This window comes from Geitlerinema sp. PCC 7407 (assembly GCF_000317045.1).
Taxonomy (GTDB): domain Bacteria; phylum Cyanobacteriota; class Cyanobacteriia; order PCC-7407; family PCC-7407; genus PCC-7407.
In genome coordinates this window covers 2,366,772-2,386,658 of sequence record NC_019703.1, presented here as the reverse complement: position 1 = coordinate 2,386,658, position 19,887 = coordinate 2,366,772, and the positions used below count along the sequence as shown (strand labels likewise).

Sequence of the window (19,887 nt, the reverse complement as noted above, 5' to 3'; positions counted from 1 at the left end):
CAGACACCTCGTCACTAAATTATGCAAAAATTGATAGTTTAGTCACCAATTTAATCAACAGCAAACAGCGACTCTTTACAACTGGAACTAACATCACTTTGCATCAATAACAAGAAGGTGATCGCATCTAATATTTTAGATGCGATCACCATTTTTTCAGATTTCCATAAGTTAGTACCCAATGATGTTGTTTTGTGATTTCCAGAATGCTTCTAAGGGGCTCATCGTTCGATCATGTACAGCGGCAATACTACTCCCATTGCCTGGATCCCATGCGGTAGATGAGCTTGTCACTGCGAGATGCAGGTGCCCCTGTCCAACTTTAGCGATTTCAGTTTTTCCAGCTATTACGGAAGTTCCTACTTGAACCGAGTTAGATGTATTGTGAACATACCACCAGCGTCGACCTGTCTTCTGTCCACTAGCATTTGTTTCGTCAATACCAACAACATAGCCATAGGAAGTGCCATCTTGTCTTGTACCCAAATAGGATTTCGCAACAATGCCATTTGTTGCAGCTCTAATCGGGGTTCCATTGCTAGCACCAATGTCAATGCCAGCATGATAACCAAGTCCCAGTGCAAGATAGCTCTGGTCATATGCATAGCCAGTGGTCACCTGATTGACACTGTCGAAAATGGTTTTAGATAAATCCTCGTATACTGCAAGAACAGCATCTGGCATATCTTCTTGGACTTTATCCCCAACAGTGTAAGACTCATACTTGCCGAACTGGGCACTTTCGCCACTGTAATAATCCCATTGTGATGCTTTTAACGAAGTCAGCTCTGAACGGTAGCCCATCTGAGATTTTGTAGTATTGGTTTGCATCTGATAATCAGACCGATAACCACCATAAAATTCAGACTTAACAAACTGAGTACCATCCATATACCAGGCGTAAACTTCCCCAGTACTCTTACGCCACATCAGATCAGTGTTACCGTCTGCATTGAAGTCCCCTGTTCCTTGAAAGGTTAAATCCGATTCTGCCACCCGTAGAACAGAGCGTTTTGTAGAGTCGCGGTCATACCACGCAACAACCTTGTTATCTGCCAAGCGCCAAATTACATCAGTTTTGCCATCTTTATTCAAGTCAGCAAAACCTTGGACTTTTGCGCTTGGATCATAGCCACCGTAATACTCAGACTTAACAAACTGAGTACCATCCATATACCAGGCATAAACTTCCCCAGTACTCTTACGCCACATCAGATCAGTGTTACCGTCTGCATTGAAGTCCCCTGTTCCTTGAAAGGTTAAATCCGATTCTGCCACTCGTAGAACAGAGCGCTTTGTAGGATCGCGGTCATACCACGCAACAATCTTATTATCTGCCAAGCGCCAAATTACATCAGTTTTGCCATCTTTATTCAAGTCAGCAAAACCTTGTACTTTTGCACTTGGGTCATAGCCACCATAATACTCAGACTTAATAAGCTGAGTGCCATTCATGTACCAGGCGTAAACTTCTCCGTTATTTTTACGCCACATAATGTCGACCTTGGCATCCCGGTTAAAATCACCAGTTCCTTGGAATGCGTAATCGCTGCTGACTGAGCCAATCTCAACTCGTTTAGTAGGGTCTTTATCAAGCCATAAGATAACTTTGCCGTTGGGATCGCGCCAGATGACGTCAGTTTTATCATCTCCATTAAAATCACTAATGTCGGCTACAGTCAGGTCACGAGCAGTTAAACCACCAGTCTGTTTCCAAGAATTCCAAGTTCCTGTTGGCGTGTTGGGCAAAGACCGATTATAAATTCTCTGATCTGTGCCTTCCGCAACCTGAATAAATTGGTTACCAAATACTGTCAAGTGAGGTGTGCTGAAGGTCGCACCATTGCCAACCCAAGGCGTCCAAGTCGTTCCATTCGCTGAAGAGCGGGTGTAAACCTGGTTATCTGTACCGCGGACCGTTTGGTAGAGCCGATTATTGAACACCTCTAGTTCAGGAGCGTCTAGGGTCGCACCATTGCCAACCCAAGATGTCCAAGTCGTTCCATTCGCTGAAGAGCGGGTGTAAACCTGGTTATCTGTACCGCGGACCGTTTGGTAGAGCCGATTATTGAACACCTCTAGTTCAGGAGCGTCTAGGGTCGCACCATTGCCAACCCAAGATGTCCAAGTCGTTCCATCAGTTGAAGAGCGAGTATAAACCTGGTTGTTTATGCCGCGCATGGATTGATATAGGCGTTTATCAAACGTAGTCGCCTCCACTCTAGACATCTCAATCGTTAAAGTTTGACCATCGATAAAAATAGTTGAATGATCATTCTCGGCTTTTAGAGTCAACAGCTCACCTGCATTGATAGAAATACCTCGAACCTGCTGAGAGAAAATGCTGCCTTCGTCACCAGCTGAGTCAGTGGTATTAATCTGAGCATCCATGAAGTGCCCAGTCTCTTCCAAGATGATGCCAGTGATGGCATCGACATTATATGCATTTTGGTTTAGATAATCTCTGGAAAGATAAATAGTGTTGGTTTCAGCGCTAAAAGCGCCATAGGCTCCAGTGATATCTTCCCCTGAAATAATTTTAATTTGAGGCAGTTGGCTAAAGTCTTGATTTGCCCAGGCATTGGCGAAGGAAATTGCTTCCTTCACATCATAGGTATCTCCAAAGGCAAGGTTCATAGTCCGACTGAAGTCAGGACTGCTGGCAAAGGCATTGAGATAGTGTTCCACCTTTTGCACTGCCCGATCCAGGGTCTCCAGGCTGAGGTTAGTAGTGTCCTGGAAGGAAATCTCTAGGGGAGAAGCGGTTGCACGGACAAAGTTGGATGAAACACTAGTGTTGAGATTATCTTGAGTCGGCAAACTGTCGGCAGCAGAAGAAGTAGAGAGCATAGGAGTGATCCTGTGAAGAGTACAAAAACAAGATGAATCTAGTTGATTAAGTGCATAGAGAAAGCACATCAATCAAAGCGATTACTTTGAGAATTTCGATAACCTAGCGACAATCAAGCTGTGGGTTATCTGTCCAGGCTTGAGAGGCTACCCCTGCTACCTTACTGACGACAACGAATATACTACTCATTGCAACAATTCCATCATTAGCAGTTGATAAAATAAAGGCATTCATAGCGCTAGGTGTCAGAATCGGTTCTAATAAAAAAGTTTCAGCGGCTAATCTCTGCTTTTTAGACTGGCTGGCCATAAAATTGCATCCTTGATATCAACACCGTTGATGATCTCTCGGTTCAGATTCAGAGCTTTTATGCAGCGCCACAATCTTTTACAGAAAGCCAAGTGAGAAACAGGAGATATAAAAAAGCGATCGCCTATTTCCCTTAGGGAGTAAGGCGATCGCTTTTCTGTCGCTAGCTTATGCTTTGAAAGAAAGCGCTAACAAGCTATTGGGTAGTATGTTTCTCCTTGCGGCGGCTTAAAACAAAAGCGCTCAGGATAGCGCTTGCGCTCAAGATGGCCGATGGTTCGGGTGTTTTTTCTGTAACATTAGGACCTATAGTAATAATCCCAATTGGATTAGAAATAGGTGTACCTGAAGTAGGAGGAGAATTTGTTGGGGGAGAGATGGGATCGCTTGGATCAGATTCTGGGGAACTTGTTGGAGGAGGGATAGGATCGCTTGGAGTAGATTCAGTAGGATCAGTTGCTTCAGGAATGCGTATTGCTGGGTCGGGAATCACCAGGTTGTCGAGAGGGATGACGTTAAACGAGTTATTGTTCGGCTGATTCATCCGAATTGGAATCGCAAACGGATCAATGAGGGGTCTCCAAACAGCTTGACCTCCGGGAGAGTCTATTCCTAAGATCGTGAACTCTGTCACGCCATTGGGGAAAAGGGCTGTAAAGTTAATTTTCTCACCGGGATAGTAGGCACCATAGATCTGGTTATTCACCAAGACCGCAAATGCAGCTGCTGATCTTTCAAAAGAAGTTGGATCAACTACACCACAAGGAAAATCATCGATCGCCAAGAAAGTAGTATCTCCTACGGCTCGATAGGTGTAACCCATTGTTCCAGGCGGGTCATACCATAATCCGTTATCAACATTCTCAAACACCTTGATACCATCAACCACTCGGGTAGGTTGTAGAGGGTTCAGCTGTCCTGCTAAGACAGGACAAATCTCCGGGGGAGGGGGCGGTGCAGGAGGCGTTATCAACTCAGCCTCCAAAGCAATCATGTCGTTGACGCACTCAGTGACAAGTGTTGCAATGAAGCCTGCAACAGGCAGCAGTGACCGGGCAATTCGGAAACCAAAAACGTTATAGCCCTCTTCTGCCGAGCCGCCATTGCGTAATCGGTCGAGATCAAACCCTGCCTTCGCCAACGTTTCGGCACTCATCATGGCTAGCTCGCCAATCTTATTCCCTGTTCCCTCCCGAATTGCATTCACCATCTGAGTGGAGGAAACGTCAAATGTTGGTCCTGTATAGCCAGTATAGTAGGGATCATTCCAAGCTAACTCTCCTAGCTGGGCAGAGGGCTGTCCCCGCGATACAACATTCTGATTGTTGTAGTACAAGTTCCACCAGCCAGCATTGTCTGAAGCTACACTTTTAGCTTGTACATTCTCAAACACCCCGATGGGAATGCCATTGACCTCAGAATCATTACCAGTTGCAAAGCGGATGCCGTAGAGTTGTCCTGCATCGCTAGCTGCTTTGAGACTACCTAACCCCGAAAAGTCTAGTAGCAGGTCGCCAAAGCCAATATTGCTGTTGCTAATTGGAAAGCCACTTTCTACTGCGTTAGTAGCCTGGCCATAGACTGGCAGTTTGGCCCCAAAAGCAAACCAAAGACTATCTGTATCAGGATCATCTTTGATCGCCATACCGCTGATCTCATAGACGGTGCCACCTGCGGCAACACCCCCTGGTCCATTAGGGTCAAAGGCTAGGCTGTCAGTAAGCGGATCGCCCACATAGGTAAATTGGGCAGCCAAGGAGGGTTGGGCGCTGAGGCTACCCGCTCCCATGATTACCAGAAGAGCAACTTGCAAGGACTTCGGGCACTGGAAAAGAGATAGGTGCAGAATTTGCTGCAAACTAACAGTCAATTTGACACGCGGAGCTTGTCGAGGCGATCGCAGTTTCATTTGGGTAGATGGCTTTTAGAGCTTTATTACTTGGTAAATCAAGTATTTAGTCAAAAAACTGCATAACACTGACTTACCACCACCTAGAGCAAGCAAAGCACTCAATACAAAGATGCATTAGTGGCTTTACAAGTATGCTTTTAGGTACTTTCGATTGAGGTTAGCGGAATTATTACAATTTTGATTGCCTCATATCAGTAACTTCACGTATTCTTTATGTTAAATTTGATCAAAATCCATAAAATAACTGTGAGACTTTTGTGCAGCCAAAATCAAAGAAACTGAGCTGTGCGCGATCGCTCATTCACTTTGACCCTATATACCCTCTGCCTCAAGTAACGCTTTTTATGCGAACCATCCAAAAATTTATGTTCACAGCATGATTTTTTGAGATTGGCTAGTAAATTTGGCATAAGATTGCTCGATTTTGGCTGAATACAAAGTACAGGTTGCTTGAGTTAGCTAACAACTGGTGCCTACCATGCCTGATTTTGAGGACGATGAACTCAACCGTCAGCTTCTAGAGCTGGCGATCGCAGCTCAGCGTGCTCCGGCGGATTCCGAAGCTCGTCACACTGCCTTGACACAATTGATGACGCTTATTGTGCAACCAGGCAGGCTGAAACAACCTCACCGAGTCCGGTTTTCTCAAAGTAATTATGAAGACATCTATGCCGAGGCACGTTTGAACTTATTGGCATATATCCGTGAGGGGGGAATTGATAAATACAACCCTGAGCGCGGCTCGGTGATGGCCTGGATCAACAACCTGATGCAGTATCGAGTGATTGATGCGAGCCGCAAAATCATCGGTAATCACAGCGGTAAACGAGACCAACCCTATATGTCAATGCACTCCCTTGATCAGCCCGAGTCTCAAAGCCGCCTGGAAGGGGAATTCCAAGCTTTACCTGCTTCTACCTCTGAATTAATGAGGAAATGTCTAGAAGAGGATGTGACTGGAGAATTTCGCAGTAAACATGTTGAAAATCACCCAGAAGCGTCGTTTCAGGCGATCGCGCTGAGTAGGCTGGAAAACGAATCCTGGAAATCCATCTCGGAACGCTTAGGCGTACCGTTACCCACGCTCAGTCGCTTTTTTGGACGGTATAAGCCAAGGTTCATTTCTCAATTTCGGGCCTACGGTTCGGACTATTCACAATTGAGCCTGAGAGAACTAAATGATGAGTAATCACCCCAGCATCACTATCCCCCTTGATCAGAGTGCTCATCTTTTAGCACAGAAATTTTCTCAAAGATATGTTGCCCAGCCAGCAAAAGCAGAGCAGGTTTACCACAACATCCTTTGTATCTGTGCTATTTATGACCATCTATCACTCAACGGATTTGAAGCCAACCTAGAAGATAGCGATAGCTGGGATATCGCTATTCAAACTCTCTCAGACGTAGCAGATGTTTTGGTGGTCGGTTTGGGTAAGCTAGAGTGCCGTCCTGTCTTGCCTGGGAGTCCAGCTGTGTTTGTGCCTGCGGAGGTTTGGTGGGCTGATCGCATTGGCTATGTCGCAGTGCAGCTGGATCACCCTTTGCAGGCCGCGACTCAGGCGACTATTTTAGGTTTCTTAGAGCAAGATTACTTTGAGGCATCAGAAAGTGAGCAGGTTCCCCTACCGGATCTGAAACCTCCTGAAGAACTGTTGAAATACCTGGAGTTGTTGCAGCAGCCTCAACCTGTCCGCTCCTTTATTCATCTCAGTCGCTGGCTAGAAAAGCAAGTGGAGGCTGGTTGGGAAGCGATAGAAACACTCATTCCCTCTCCAGCTGTACGGTGGGATCTCGCTTTTAGAAGTCAAGATAATGCTCCAGTTCCTATCCTGCGAGGGCAGCTGCTCGATCACCAGTTAAACCTGCAAGGGCAGTCTATCGCCTTAGTCATCGCATTAACGTCTAGCGATAATCAACGGCTCGATATTCAGGCACGGCTGTATCCAGTTGGCAGCGCCAAGTATCTGCCTCCCCATTTAAAAATTATGCTGCTTTCAGAAACTGGAGAAGTCGTAGCAACGAAGTCGGGCGAGCCTCTAATGTCAGAATCGAGGCAATATCCGCCAGATTCCTTTATTCAGCTACGCCGCTTTAAATATCCATTAGGAAAGCGATTTAGTATCCGTGTCGCACTGGGTGAAGCAAGTGTTACCCGTGACTTTATGGTGTGATCTCCTGAAGCAAATGCAGCTATGAGCAAGTCTATCGTTCTAAGTTTTGGTTCAGGAGATTTACGGTGCGGATTTCCTCAGATTCAAGTCGAGATTCGAGAAATTCATCGTCCTGCACCGATTAAGTTAAGGGCAAGTTTGCCGGCTGCTCCAGATCTGGTCGATCTATACCGTCGCTGGCAAATGCTTTATCGAGAATATTACCAGCAAATCAATCAGCGATCGCAGCAGCTAGATATTGTGATTGATCCTGATTTAGACGTAGATGACGCAGACTTGACTAATTTTTCAGAGATTGACTTTGAGGAGCTAAAACAACGCTTACCAGAGCGGCTAAACGATTGGTTGGACTCCGAAGGGTTTCGAGCCACCGAGCGTCAGCTGCGCACGTTGCTAGACCCCCAGGAAGAAATTCAGATCACCATTGAAACTGAAGATAACCAAGTGCGCCAGTTGCCTTGGTGTCTTTGGAGGTTTCTAGATGATTATGTCAATGCAGAGATTGAACTGAGTAATCTGGAATATCGGCCTTCTCTCAAAAGGGCAGAAGAGACTAACAAAGGCGTCAGAATCTTGGTCTTGTTGGGTAACAGTGAAGGCATTGACGTGACTCCCGACCAGCAAGTGATTAAGCAACTTGCTGGCGCAAAACCCGAGTTTTTGATAGAACCGTCATCGGAAGCTGTCAGCGATCGCCTCTGGAATCAAAGCTGGGATATTCTCTTTTTTGCGGGACACAGCTCCAGTCAGGAAACAGCGGGATGTTTCTACCTGAATCAAACTGAAAAATTAACGATTGATGATCTACGTCCTGCCTTGCGAACGGCGATCGCCAATGGCTTAAAACTGGCAATTTTTAACTCCTGTGACGGATCTAAACTTGCTACAGAACTAGCTGATCTGCACATTCCAGCGATTATCGTCATGCGGGAACCGATTCCTGACGCGATCGCTCACCGTTTTCTCAAGTACTTTCTCGAAGCCTTTTCGGCGGGTTTCTCCCTGCATAAAGCCTTTCGAGATGCCCGAGAAAAGCTACGCATACAGCAGAGGCGTTTTCCCTGTGCCGACTGGCTGCCTATGCTATTTCGCAACCCTACCGAAGCCGCCCCTAGCTGGATAAAGTTATTAAATCATTCACAGCAGTCTTTTCATTCAAAGCCTAGACGCCTAGGTTATTGGAAAGTTTTAATGAGCGCTTTATTAATCACTATTTTGATGCAAGAAATTCGGCAATTCTCTTTTTTTCGACCACTAGAGTTAGCTAGTTTAGATCAGATGATGCAAATCCGGATAAAAAAGGAAGGCCCAGATGATCGCTTATTCGTTATCCGAGTCACGCCAGAGAGCTTGAAGAAACTCGATAAAGATCCAAATGGCTACCTCGATGGAGATGATGTAGCAAAGATAATAAAAAAACTTACTCAGCACAAACCTTTGATTATTGGCTTGGATATTTATCGCGACAATAAAAAATATCTCAGCCCTGATCTTGAGACGCAATTACAACAAACTCCAAACTTGATTGGCATTTGCAAAGTACCTGATAAGGACAATCCCTCAACAGTAGGTCACCGTCCACCACCTGGAATACCGATGGAAAGGATTGGGTTCAGTGACTTTGCGCCCCTTGATGCAGATGACGTTCTACGACGACATCTTTTTTGGATGAAAGTTGATGAGCCAAAATCTTGTGACACCCAAGTCTCGTTTGCCACTCAAATTGCTTTAGCCTATTTCCGAGCAACAGGAAATCTTTTCGAAATTAACCAGGAGCCCTGGAAGTTTGGAGATGTGACAGTACAAGCGATGACAGGTGGCTACCCCAAAAGTGCTGACTTGGGAGGTATGCAAGGTATGATTCACTATCGTTTTTATGATGATTTAGAGGATATTGCTCCATCAATCAGCCTCAGAGAGTTTTTGAATGATGACTTTGAGCCCGATAAAATACGAGGAAGTATTGTATTGGTCGGTTACGACGTTCAGGGAGAAGATAGCGATCGCCTATCTACACCTTATCCCTTAAAGAAGAATGGGGGTGACCAGCGAACGCCTGGTGTCTTTATACATGCTCAAATTATTAGTCAGCTATTAAGTGCTGTTATAGATAAGCGCCCCCTCATTTGGTGGTGGCCTTGGTGGGGAGAAATTATTTGGATAGGTTGCTGGGCATTGCTCGGTGGAGCGATTGTTGGCATCAGCAAGAGTATTCAGCAAATATTGATTTTAAGCATATGTTCTGTCGGAATGCTTTGGCTCATATGTTGGATGGTGTCTCTTAGCGCTGGCTGGATTCCTTTTGTGCCTACAGCCCTGGCTTTGTTAGCAACCAGTAGCTCTACAGCACTAGTAACTTGGCTAGTTGCGATCCGGTTTCTATCAAAATTGAAGTACCTTTACACGTAAGAGGGTGATCATCATGAAAGTTCAGATTTTATTCAGCTTATTTGTTCAGATAGCGACAACAATCTTCGTGCTGCCGCTGGTAAGCCAACCCTCTTTAGCCAATCACCCAAGCGATCGCCCTGCTATTAAGCAGCCCCTATCCATCCCATTAATCAAACAGGTTAACCGTCTCATTTTTAATTTCAATAATGCTAAGGCTAATAGACAAACGGCTCCCGGTCGACGAGCCAGTGGAGGAAGAAGACCCAGTTCTGAAAATCCAGCCTGTTCTCAATCTTTAAATAAGGGACTAACTGCCTTAGCACCAGAGCGACAAGAAGTAACTGATAACGGTGAGGAGATGCGGTCTGTATTGGCTCTAAGCGCATCTGAGCCCCTAACGCTTTGGTTCTACGTTCCTTACACTGAGCCACTAGAAGCGGAATTAGTTCTCGTGGGCGATGAGAGTGATTATTCATACTCAGTGAAATTACCAAACCAAGACGGCATCATTGGCCTGCAACTACCTCCTCAAATTACACAGTCTTTGAGAGCGGGTCAGCGGTATGAATGGTTTTTCTCCATATCATGTTATCCCGCTAACCCCTCTGGCAATCCAGATGTCTCGGGGTGGATCGAAAAAGTCAATTCTACCGCTCTACCACCTTCAAAAAATTTGCGTCAGAAAATTTTACGCTATGCAGAGGAAGGAATTTGGCAAGATGCTCTTACTTTGTTAGCTAATCAACGTCTAATTCAGACGAATGATGCAATTGTTCAGCAAGACTGGACAGATTTATTACAAGCCGAGGATCTAGATGACTTTGTTGACGAACCACTCGTAAAAGTCTATTACCTTGATAGTCATTCACAACCAGTTACCCAATAAGACGAAAGGAGCCCAGTAGCGAGGAGCTCCAAAATTCGGGTGAGCCATTAACTCTTTTTGTGCAATTTGCAAAAGCTCAGCTTTGCTAAGAGAGGAGTTTGAGGCTTTTAATTTCTCATAAAACAGCTTCATCATCAGTGATGTAGATTCATCGTCAACATACCAAAGTGAGGCTAGGGTACTGCGAGCACCGGATTGTACAGCGATTCCTGCTAGTCCTAACGTAGCACGGCGATCGCTGTCTGAAGTTCGACAAGCACTCAAAACCAGTAGCTCAATTGGCTCTGGACGTGCTTGGCTTTGAATTTCAAAACTCTCCTTAATTTCGTTCAACTTAATCAAACCTGTCGCAGATTTAATGCCTGTAGTTTCTGGTTGAGACGTAAAATCACCGTGAGATGCAATGTGGACAATTGTATAAGGACGAGAATTGATTTTTTGACGAAATTTGCTTAATGTGAATTTTGGATTCAACAATTTGTCAGTAGGAAAGTTTTTGCTAATAGTTTCTATTTCTGCTTTAGCGTTTGGCAAACCACCTAGGCCTTCATCTGTTAGGCCTGCTGCTAGAATCAGATGTGAACGATCATAGAAAGATTGGGGGTTTTGCAACTGCAAATTCAAATTGAGAGCGATCGCATATTTTTGGATAAGATATTTGCTAGTATTGGGATCTTGCAGGACAGCCATCGGGATATTTCGAAACAATCCATCAGACACAAATATTAGTGTCTTCGTGCTTTTCAAAAATGAGTTGAATTGCGAGTCTCCTAGAGGTTGTATCAGCCAAGAATAAACTGTTTTAGCTGCTTGTTGCCCTGTTGCACTAAATCGATTTTCTTCAACCTTCATCCTTAGGTTGATGAGTTGTGCCCTAACCTCAGCTTCTGAAACTATCTGAGAAAAGTAAATCAATTGCTCTAATCCAGGCAGTTTAGCAATCACTGCAATCTGTTTTGGCAGAATGATTGGATAAAGAATGGCTGCATTATGCTGATCAGATAGACTATCTAATTGCTTAGGATTAGCAGGTTGCAATGTGCAACGTAGATAGTTCTCTAATTCCGCAAGCTGAAGAGACTCTAAAGTTCTACGCGCTTTCTCTAGCTGGAGTTGATCGGGGACAGCAACCGCCTCTAAAGGTTGTAGCAATAGCTCAATTAGCTGTCGATAAATAGGCTCTACTTGATCGCGAAAAGAGAATTGAATATCTGCATTCTTGAGGCTGATTTGATCGCTGCGGACCTGATCGAGATTGGCGATCGCCATTTCATACTCTTTGATCGCAAGGGAAGTCCGATCTTGTTGCTTGAATAGACGGCCCATCTGCCAGTGCCATTGATAGGCAATGTCTGGGGCGACTATCCCTTCTGCGATCGCGATCGCAGATTGGGTGTGCTCTTTGACTGAGAGCCATTGACCTTGAGATTCAGCCCACTGTCCTAGATATCCCTCCGCCAGAGCTTCAGAGCGGCGGTCGCCTAGCTCCTTAGCTTGCGCTAGCGTGCTTTCTAGCAAAGCCAGCGTCTGTTCTGAAGAGAGTGTAATTGGCTCAACATAGAGTTGGTCATTCGCTACTGGTAAAAGACTGTGGACAAACTGCAAACGTGTATAAAAGGCTGTATGACTGGGAGAGAGACGATGGAGCTGATCAATGAGATCAGGCAGTTGAGCCTGCTGATCAGTGAGTGACGGCTTGAGTTCCTGGCGCAAACTGGCGATCGCCTGCAAGGCATTCTCTCCCACAAAAAACTCTTCAGAGCTCTGTTGCTGAAGCTGAGTTTCTTGACCTTGGAGCCAGCGATCGAGATTGACCAATACACTGAGCTTGCTAACTTCTGCTTGGGCTTGCACTAAAGCATCAGAGCTTTGGCCAGCTTGCTCATAGGCTTGTGAGATGGCTATTAGTTGCGCCTGTAAATCTTGGGCAGGAAACTTATTCGGCTGTCGCTCATAGGTATCCTGAAGCTGACGCAACTTATCTTGAGCAGTATGGCCTAATAACAGGCTAATTTCCGCTTGCATTTTGGGAGAGGGAGCGATCGCGCGTGCTTTTTGGAAAAGAGCAGTCACTTGATCGAGGTAGCCTGTGTCGGCGGAGGGGGATAAATCTACACCACAGCGCTGTCCTAGCTCAGATAGGGTTAGCGTTTGAGGCTGTTCTGCGGTCTGAACGTCCCCAGAGCCCACAATTCGAATAGCACTCCCCAAACTTCGTAAGCAGGTGGCTTGCAAACCCGAGTCAGTGGCTAGAGCCAACGCTAGGGATTGATCCTCAGTGAGACTCAGCAATCGCTGGAGAGCTTCTCGGTGCAGTCCCGCTTCTTGGAGTGCCAGGCTGCGCCACAGTTGGCTACGAATTGCTCCTAGCTGATTTTTGGCTTGGGTATAGTATCGAGCGGCTTGATCCCAGTCTTGCGTTGCTGGTTCGAGCTTTCCCAGGCTGAAGTTCAACTGAGCCTGAGTTTCAAAGGCTTGTGCCTGCACCGATAACCACGATGGGTCCTGTTTTGCACCCAATTGCGCTAGCTGGATGCTGTTTTTGATCGCAATTTTAGCTTGCCGCCAGTCAGCTCTCGCTTGATGGATAAGAGAAAGATTGCTCCAGGCCTGAGCTTGCTGAAGCGCGTTTCCACTCAATCGAAATTGCTCGAGCGCTTGTTCTAATTTAAATACTGCCGCCCCTAGATCTCCTTGCTCATACAGCTGCTGTGCCTGCTTGCTCAAGGCTGAGCCAGAATCGACAGAAGGCTGATCAACAGATGATTGGGCGATCGCTGGAGTTCTAAAGCGAGCAATTGCTGATCCAAAATTGGGTAGCAAGCTGGGAAACAGAATAAGACCCCAGACCAGGGTAAAAATTAGAACATACTTGATCAGCCAGCTTCTGCGACCAATCACTAGAAAGGATTGAACTCGACCGAGAAATATAGCCCGTTTTCTTGCCATGTTCGCTTACTTGAATCCACCCTGATTAAAGGAATACCCCAGTCTAGACGAGCCCTAAAGTTATCACCCTGAAGTAGTTGTAACCCCAAACCGATAGCAGCCAAATGATCCGGATCAGAATTAAGGCGATTTCCTTGATTCCAGCCTATTCCTGCATCGATGAATGGAATCACTTGGACGGCTGTCTGCCACTTTGGGATCTGAGCAACCGGCAAACGAACTTCTGCCGAGGCAAAGGCTCCACTATCGGTCAGCAAAGCATCTTGACGATAGCCTCGCACAGTCCCTAATCCGCCCAAGCCAAACTGCTCTACAGAGAGTAGAGGGCGATCGGCTAACTGAATGTCGCCACGGACTAGTAAAGTAGGCGCTACAGGGAGGTTGGTCGTCGGGCGACCCAACAGCTTTACCCATTGTGCTTGTCCGCGCCAGGAAAAAAAGCGGCTGTCGGGCGATCGCTTATTGATAGTCGATCCTAGAGCGTCGAGACCAAAGCTAAATTGCGATCGCAACGCAACGGCTTGATCGCGACTGCGATGGGTATATTCCTGAAAAAAACGCAATGCGGAGACGCTTGTCTCTCCTTGATCATTAGCGCCTGGCGTAAGGGCAAAAGGGTCTCCCAGCAAAGAAGTCTTGTTGTCCGTATGAACCGCTGTTACACCTAGGGCAAACTCATTGCGAGGCTTGAGCACTAAGGGTTGGCGCAGTGTGACTTGATAGTACTTGGAGCGGGAGGTGATATCTAAAGCATCAAACGGTTCTTCGATGACCTGACTATCAGTATCACCATAGTTGAGGCTTAGGGTGCCATTGCGCGCATTGAGAGGAAGAGTATAGCTCAGGTCTGCTGCGTTACTGCCTTGGGTATTGGTATATGTCACGCTGATCCCATCTCCGAGGCCCAGGAGATTGGCCTCGGAGAGGTTCACGCCGCGCCGACTACTGCCGACACTGGGCGATCGCTCATTATCCGCAAAGACTCGGCTATTGAGCGTGTCTGCCTCTCGCACTGTGACATTGAGGATATTTGTGCCAGGTTCTACACCACTAGCCAACTCTGCTGAGATCCTCGAAATTAAGGGATCCAGTTGTAGTAACTGCAAAGCCTCTAACAGTCGGGGTTGATGCAAGGGCTTGTTCGTTGCCAGTGCCAAACGCGAGCGAACATAATCAGGCTGGAGCCGCTGCAAGCCGTTGATTCGGATCTCGCTGACCCGTCCTTCGAAAATTTGGATGATGGGCACAGCCTGCTCAGGGTTGAGAGGAGGTTGTTCTTCTGGAAGAAAGGCTCCACTAGTCAGGTAGCCCTCACGACGATAGAACTGCTCGATCACATAACTCACCCGATATAAGTCAGTAAATGTGAGTGGCTGATCTAGAAAACCAGCCTTTTCTAGTTCCTGGTTCAGCCGTTCATCGGAGAAGACCGTGTTTCCCTCAAATTGGAAGCGAGCCACTTTCACCGTTTCTTCTGCTGCTTCTCCTTCAGGACTCGGAGAGACTGAATCAGGGGTTTCATTCTCCGGAGTCTCTAAAGACGGTGCCTCGGGTAACGCAGAGGGAGCACTGGGCGTAGGGGCAGTGGGCGGCAGCGGTTGGCGTAAGTCAGCAGGCGGCGGCGCAACGATTTGAGCGATCGCCTTGGGTGACTCAGCCAGTAACTCTAACCCCATAGACGCAGGAACTGGGCGATCGCCCTTCGTCAAAGCGCTCTTTGGCATCCCTGAAACATCTATCCCATCCGTCGCTTTAGCAACAGACGGTAGAAACAGCCACCCCAACCCCACGCTGCTCAAGCCAACAGTCCAGCAGCAAACTTGAGTCCAGCGCTCATCAGGCTGGAACCCTTCTCGATTGAACGGCATCATAAACGACGACCCGATTGGCAAAATGAAAGTACGCTGCCAGAGCGGGGACCAACCAGCACCATCTCTCCCTTGGCGTTTCTTCGCCAGTCCGTTGCGGCCCCGATCGCGCTCAGCTGCGCCTCTGTCGCCCCAAAGCTTGCATCATCAGATTCTGCACCAATGTTGCCCCACGGAACCTGCACCCCACCACTTCCGACCGTATTGCCTGGACCAGGATTCACGCCCCCTTGACCAGCTTGATAAAACTGAGCTACCCCTGTCGTACTGCTAGAAATCGCTGGGTTAGGAGCACAAGCGGGTGTGATATCTGGGCCAACGAGGCGATCGTCTAACGGGGGAACCGGCTGGGGATTTTGGGTATCGACGTTTAGGGCTCCATTCTGCTGTCCATAATTCAAAAAGTCACTCAACGGCGTTTCCTCACCCTGAAAATTATTAAAGGTAAAAATTCCCGCAGCGCGTGCCGTAATGTCTCCCCCGCGGCCCTCAGGGGCATTCGCAATAATATCGCTATCCTCAGAGAGGACAGCAAAGATGAGCCCGCCCGCCTCCAAAAATAGATTGCCTCCATTTCCACTACCTAAAGCATTAGTGCGGATATCGCTGTCCCGCCGCAGCCGAATCGAGTCTTTAGCGATGAGAGAAATATTGCCCCCTTGACCCGAATTGATCGTGGCAATTATCCGAGCACCGTCGGCCATGAAAATATTGTCTGCTTGCACCTGGATATTGCCAGCATCTCCAGAGCCATTACTGCTAACGCTAATCTGCCCACGATTGGCTAGAGTCAGCTCTCCAGTGATCACAGAGATATTGCCGCCTTGACCCGAGTTAATCGTGGCGTTGAGGCTGCCGCCATTGGCGATCGCGACTTTCCCTGAGTTGACTCGAATATTTCCGGCATTTCCCAGCTCGCTGCTGCTGACGCTGATTTGCCCATTGTCAGAAACATTCAGCTCTTCAACGTCCAGACTGATATTGCCACCACTCCCAGACCGAATCGTGGCGCTCAGGTTGCCTCCTTGGGTCACCGTTGCCTGCTGTGCTCTGACCGCAACGTCTCCAGCCGTGCCAGACTCTGCTCCGCTGACGCTGATGAGAGCGTCATTACTCAGGGTCAGAGTTCTAGAATCAAGCGAGACATTTCCGCCCTGCCCGGAGTTAATGCTGGCAGTCAGCTGCGCTTTATCAGTCACCTGAATCGTATCAGCGGCAATTTGGATATTGCCTGCATTGCCAGTTATCTTGCTGCTGACGCTTAGCTGTCCACCACGGGTGAGCAAAAAGTCTTCTGCTCTCACGCCAATATTGCCGCCCCGGCCTGCATCAATGGTGGCGGTTAACTGGCCTCCATCGGCGATCGCCACGGAAGCTGACTCGACTTGGATATCTCCGGCGTTTCCTGTGCCGCTACTGCTGACCGTTACTTCTCCGCCGTTGCGAATTTGCAAATCTCCTGTGGTGATTTTGATGCCTCGGGCATTTCCAGTTCCTTGACTATCAAAAAACAGCCCGCTGCCCACCCCATCTACTTGCACCAATCCCCCTAGCGCCATCACATCAATCACGCCGCCCTGACCTGTTCCTCCAGCTCTGGCAGAGATTTTTCCACCTTGGGTTACCTGGAGCTGCGAGGTTTGGATAGTCAACCCGCCAGCGTCGCCAGATCCAAAAGAGTCAAAGGTGATGCGGCTGGGGGTACCCCCGTTGGATTGTCCGCTGACTTGCACCTGTTGAGACTGAACGGTTAATCGTCCTGCTTCCCCAGAGCCAGTTGTTCCAGCAGAGATTTGCCCCCCACCTAGCACGGACAAACGCGGGGTATTGATGGTCAAAATCCCTGCATTAGCGCTGCCAAACGTATCCGCAGATAGCTGGCTAGAGAGAGTCCCGTCGGGGGTTGTTCCTGCAACTCGGACTGAGTCGCTAGCAGTCACGACGACATCTGCGGCAAACCCACCCCTCGGACTACCCGCACCAACCGAGCCATAAACCTGCGCACCGTCTCGAATGGTCAGTTGCCCTGTTGTGATGGCTAAACTGCCCGCTGCTCCATTGCCAAAAGCGCCGAGAGAGAGAGTCGTTGGCACCACAACATTACCGGGAGCGATTTCAGAGCGGTTGTTACCAATAAACTCAACAGAGCCATTGGGCGCATTGAGGGTGATCGTTCCAGCTTGCCCCGAGCGCAGGCTAGAAGCCGAAATCAGCGAACCTCCCTGGGCTGTAAATTGGGGAGTGTTGACCGTTAAATCTCCAGCACGACCAAGACTGTTGCTGCTGGTAAAGATGAACCCTCGATCTAGGGTGACGCGATCGCTCACATTCAGCTCGATAGCTCCACCAGCTCCGCTATTGGATGGTAGAGCCGGATTTCCCGTAATTGCCGAAAGCTGCCCTGTATTCTGCAAATCTAGCTGTCGCGCATCAACGGTAATTCTCCCGCCTAGCCCTTCCCCGAAGGTATTTACCGAAACATTTGCACCATCTCGGATGGTTACCTGATTGGCATTACGAATGGCGATCGCCCCTGCATTACCCGGACCAGTCGTGTCAGCCGCTACTCTAGCGCCATTCTGAATCGTGACCGCAGGAGCTTGAAAATCAAGAGTGCCTGCCTTGCCAGTTCCGGCTGAGTTGCTGAGAATGTCGCGATTTACGACAATTCCTGTTTTGGCCAGCAGTCTGGCATTACCTGCATCCCCTGTAGTCGACGACAGATCGATCGGTGCATTGATGTTGATCGCTTGGCGGGCATTAATGGTTAATGAACGAATGTTATTACCAGCTCCATTACTGGTAATACCTACTCCCGTTGGAATTGGCGGAGTTGGAATAGTATTCAGCGCGATATTAATATCACCTCCACCTAATTGCGGATTGGGGAAGTAGTGATTAGTCAAGAAAATGACACCATTGGGTGCCTGCATCACAATGTCGCCAATATTGATATCTGCACCCGTTGCAGGAGCCGCAATGTTGGGCAGTGGACCCAGAATAAACGCCGGACCAGAACCATAATCAATATCGGTCCCATTGGTGGCGAGGGTTCCTGCTCGAATATCAAGCGTTGGAGATGCGCTGCCGTTGATGGTGATAGGGGTACCATCAGGTAGGTTAAAGGAGGCTTCGTTAACTAAAGTGCCATCCGGTAGTCGAAAGGTAGGATTGTTGAATGGGTTAATCGTCCGAGTGATATCAGGATCAGCACCGGTGATAAGAACACCACGGGGAATATTCACCTGGCCACCGGCCAAAATGTGAAGCGAGACTCCTTGATAGGCGCTGAGACTGACATCACCACTAGCCCGAATGATCGGGTCATAGGGGCTGTAGAGATCTCCTAATGTTCCATCTAGCTGCTCAATGCGGAAATTGCCGCCCGCCCAGTAGTGGGCATCTCCAGCCACTGGGTTCTGCGATCGCAATACCAAGTCTCCCCCAGCCATTAACCCACTCTCAGGATGGCTGAGAGCAAAAATATCGATCGCCTGATCCCCCTGGACTGACAGTTTTCCACCTGCTTGGATCTGTAAAGGGTTCTGCGGACTATCTCGCATTTTGACGGTATTGCCAGCCTGCAGGCTGAGGTCAATCTGTGTGAGTAACTGGCTGTCCACTAGAGTGAGATCTTGGGAAGCAGACAGCATTGCCGAACGGGCTCGCAGTTGTCTTACTTCTGCGTCGCCTGCGATCGCCTCTACTCGCACGCGGCCATTTGGCGCATTGAGCTGTCCACTGCTCGCGACACTTCCACCAACAAAGCTTAAATCTTTACCAACACTCAAGGTACCTGCATTCATAATCCTGCCTGAGCCGACAGAACCATACTGTAACCCTAGTGGAGTGCTGATTGTCAGCAGAGGAGACGCTTGGGAACTACTGGCACTAAAGGTATAGCCATTGTCAAACAGCCAGCGATCGCCCGTACTGGCCGACAGAGAGCCTGTGATATCCAAACGAGCCTGTGGCCCAAATAAGATCCCGTGAGGATTGAGTAAGAATAAGTTGGCGTCTCCTAAAACTCCCAAAACGCCCATAATTCGAGAAGGATCGCTACCTGTCACCCGGCTGAAAATGTTCAAAACCCCTGTCGGATTGGCAAAATACGCACCTGTTCCTTCGGTAATATTGAACGCTCGAAAGCTGTGAAACAGATTGTCCCCTCTGATTGCTCCCCCTTCTATTTGCACAGCAGGAATCCCGCGAATCTGCAAAGTTGGGCTAACGACCGAATTTTCAGAGCCTAGACTATTATCGGGTTGAATTTGGGCTAACGCTTTCTGGTTAGTATCTAAGACTAAACTGAAGCACAGAATTCCTGCTATGAAGAACTGCCGTTTCCCCAAGGAATTGAGACAAGCAATGAAGTTAATAAATTGCATGAAGCACCCTCGTGGCAGCGACATATTGGCTCAGTCTGAATCCAAGTATAGTGCGTAAGTATAGTTTTATTGGATACAGAGATAATTAGTAAATCTAGGCGGACTTCGCAGCAGATCTGACATTTTTTGCTATCCACTCACATCTTGCCCGTCGAGACTCCT

At 47.9% G+C, this 19,887-nt stretch carries 10 protein-coding genes; 4 read left to right on the top strand and 6 right to left on the bottom strand.

Annotated elements, in window-relative coordinates; all coding sequences use genetic code 11:
- Positions 1-171: 171 nt before the first annotated feature.
- The 3 genes from GEI7407_RS09850 to GEI7407_RS09845 all read right to left on the bottom strand — a co-directional run bounded on the left by GEI7407_RS09850 (position 172) and on the right by GEI7407_RS09845 (position 4,973).
- Entirely contained in the window at positions 172-2,850 is a 2,679-nt protein-coding gene (locus tag GEI7407_RS09850; protein WP_015172003.1) for an FG-GAP-like repeat-containing protein, read from the bottom strand.
- Between the two features lie 103 nt (positions 2,851-2,953).
- Positions 2,954-3,160 (bottom strand): hypothetical protein, encoded by a 207-nt coding sequence (locus GEI7407_RS21015; RefSeq protein ID WP_150109761.1) that lies wholly within the window; start codon positions 3,158-3,160, stop codon positions 2,954-2,956.
- Between the two features lie 196 nt (positions 3,161-3,356).
- Entirely contained in the window at positions 3,357-4,973 is a 1,617-nt protein-coding gene (locus GEI7407_RS09845) for an XDD3 family exosortase-dependent surface protein (RefSeq protein WP_150109760.1), read from the bottom strand.
- Between the two features lie 577 nt (positions 4,974-5,550).
- Between GEI7407_RS09845 and GEI7407_RS09840 the strand changes: the two genes are divergently transcribed.
- The 4 genes from GEI7407_RS09840 to GEI7407_RS20095 are packed head-to-tail and all read left to right on the top strand — an operon-like array spanning position 5,551 to position 10,520.
- Positions 5,551-6,261, top strand: a complete 711-nt coding sequence (locus GEI7407_RS09840) for a sigma-70 family RNA polymerase sigma factor (RefSeq protein ID WP_015172001.1) — start codon at positions 5,551-5,553, stop codon at positions 6,259-6,261.
- A complete protein-coding gene (locus tag GEI7407_RS09835; protein ID WP_041268379.1) occupies positions 6,251-7,243 on the top strand; it encodes a DUF1822 family protein in 993 nt (330 codons plus the stop codon). The genes GEI7407_RS09840 and GEI7407_RS09835 overlap by 11 nt, the downstream gene beginning before the upstream one ends.
- A 21-nt stretch (positions 7,244-7,264) precedes the next feature.
- On the top strand, positions 7,265-9,652 hold the full coding sequence (locus tag GEI7407_RS09830; protein ID WP_015171999.1) for a CHASE2 domain-containing protein: 2,388 nt from the start codon (positions 7,265-7,267) through the stop codon (positions 9,650-9,652).
- A 13-nt stretch (positions 9,653-9,665) separates the two neighbouring features.
- Positions 9,666-10,520: a DUF928 domain-containing protein gene (locus GEI7407_RS20095; protein WP_015171998.1), complete on the top strand. Its 855-nt coding sequence runs from the start codon at positions 9,666-9,668 to the stop codon at positions 10,518-10,520.
- Here GEI7407_RS20095 and GEI7407_RS19500 read toward each other — a convergent pair.
- The 3 genes from GEI7407_RS19500 to GEI7407_RS09815 form a co-directional block, all read right to left on the bottom strand.
- Positions 10,500-13,469, bottom strand: coding sequence for a CHAT domain-containing protein (locus GEI7407_RS19500; RefSeq protein WP_015171997.1), 2,970 nt, complete (start codon positions 13,467-13,469; stop codon positions 10,500-10,502). The two genes, GEI7407_RS20095 and GEI7407_RS19500, sit on opposite strands and share 21 nt — an antisense overlap.
- Complete coding sequence (locus tag GEI7407_RS09820) at positions 13,421-15,145, bottom strand: ShlB/FhaC/HecB family hemolysin secretion/activation protein (RefSeq protein ID WP_190274122.1); 1,725 nt, start codon at positions 15,143-15,145, stop codon at positions 13,421-13,423. The genes GEI7407_RS19500 and GEI7407_RS09820 overlap by 49 nt, the downstream gene beginning before the upstream one ends.
- A gap of 191 nt (positions 15,146-15,336) precedes the next feature.
- Positions 15,337-19,725, bottom strand: a complete 4,389-nt coding sequence (locus GEI7407_RS09815) for a filamentous hemagglutinin N-terminal domain-containing protein (protein WP_015171995.1) — start codon at positions 19,723-19,725, stop codon at positions 15,337-15,339.
- Positions 19,726-19,887: the final 162 nt, after the last annotated feature.

What these genes read in the sequence shown, in the direction of transcription:
- GEI7407_RS20095 (WP_015171998.1), top strand. Translation starts at nt 9,666, where the DNA reads ATGAAAGTTCAGATTTTATTCAGCTTATTTGTTCAGATAGCGACAACA.
- GEI7407_RS09835 (WP_041268379.1), top strand. Translation starts at nt 6,251, where the DNA reads ATGATGAGTAATCACCCCAGCATCACTATCCCCCTTGATCAGAGTGCT.
- GEI7407_RS09820 (WP_190274122.1), bottom strand. Translation starts at nt 15,145, where the DNA reads ATGGGGTTAGAGTTACTGGCTGAGTCACCCAAGGCGATCGCTCAAATC.
- GEI7407_RS21015 (WP_150109761.1), bottom strand. Translation starts at nt 3,160, where the DNA reads ATGGCCAGCCAGTCTAAAAAGCAGAGATTAGCCGCTGAAACTTTTTTA.
- GEI7407_RS19500 (WP_015171997.1), bottom strand. Translation starts at nt 13,469, where the DNA reads ATGGCAAGAAAACGGGCTATATTTCTCGGTCGAGTTCAATCCTTTCTA.
- GEI7407_RS09840 (WP_015172001.1), top strand. Translation starts at nt 5,551, where the DNA reads ATGCCTGATTTTGAGGACGATGAACTCAACCGTCAGCTTCTAGAGCTG.
- GEI7407_RS09830 (WP_015171999.1), top strand. Translation starts at nt 7,265, where the DNA reads ATGAGCAAGTCTATCGTTCTAAGTTTTGGTTCAGGAGATTTACGGTGC.
- GEI7407_RS09815 (WP_015171995.1), bottom strand. Translation starts at nt 19,725, where the DNA reads ATGCAATTTATTAACTTCATTGCTTGTCTCAATTCCTTGGGGAAACGG.
- GEI7407_RS09850 (WP_015172003.1), bottom strand. Translation starts at nt 2,850, where the DNA reads ATGCTCTCTACTTCTTCTGCTGCCGACAGTTTGCCGACTCAAGATAAT.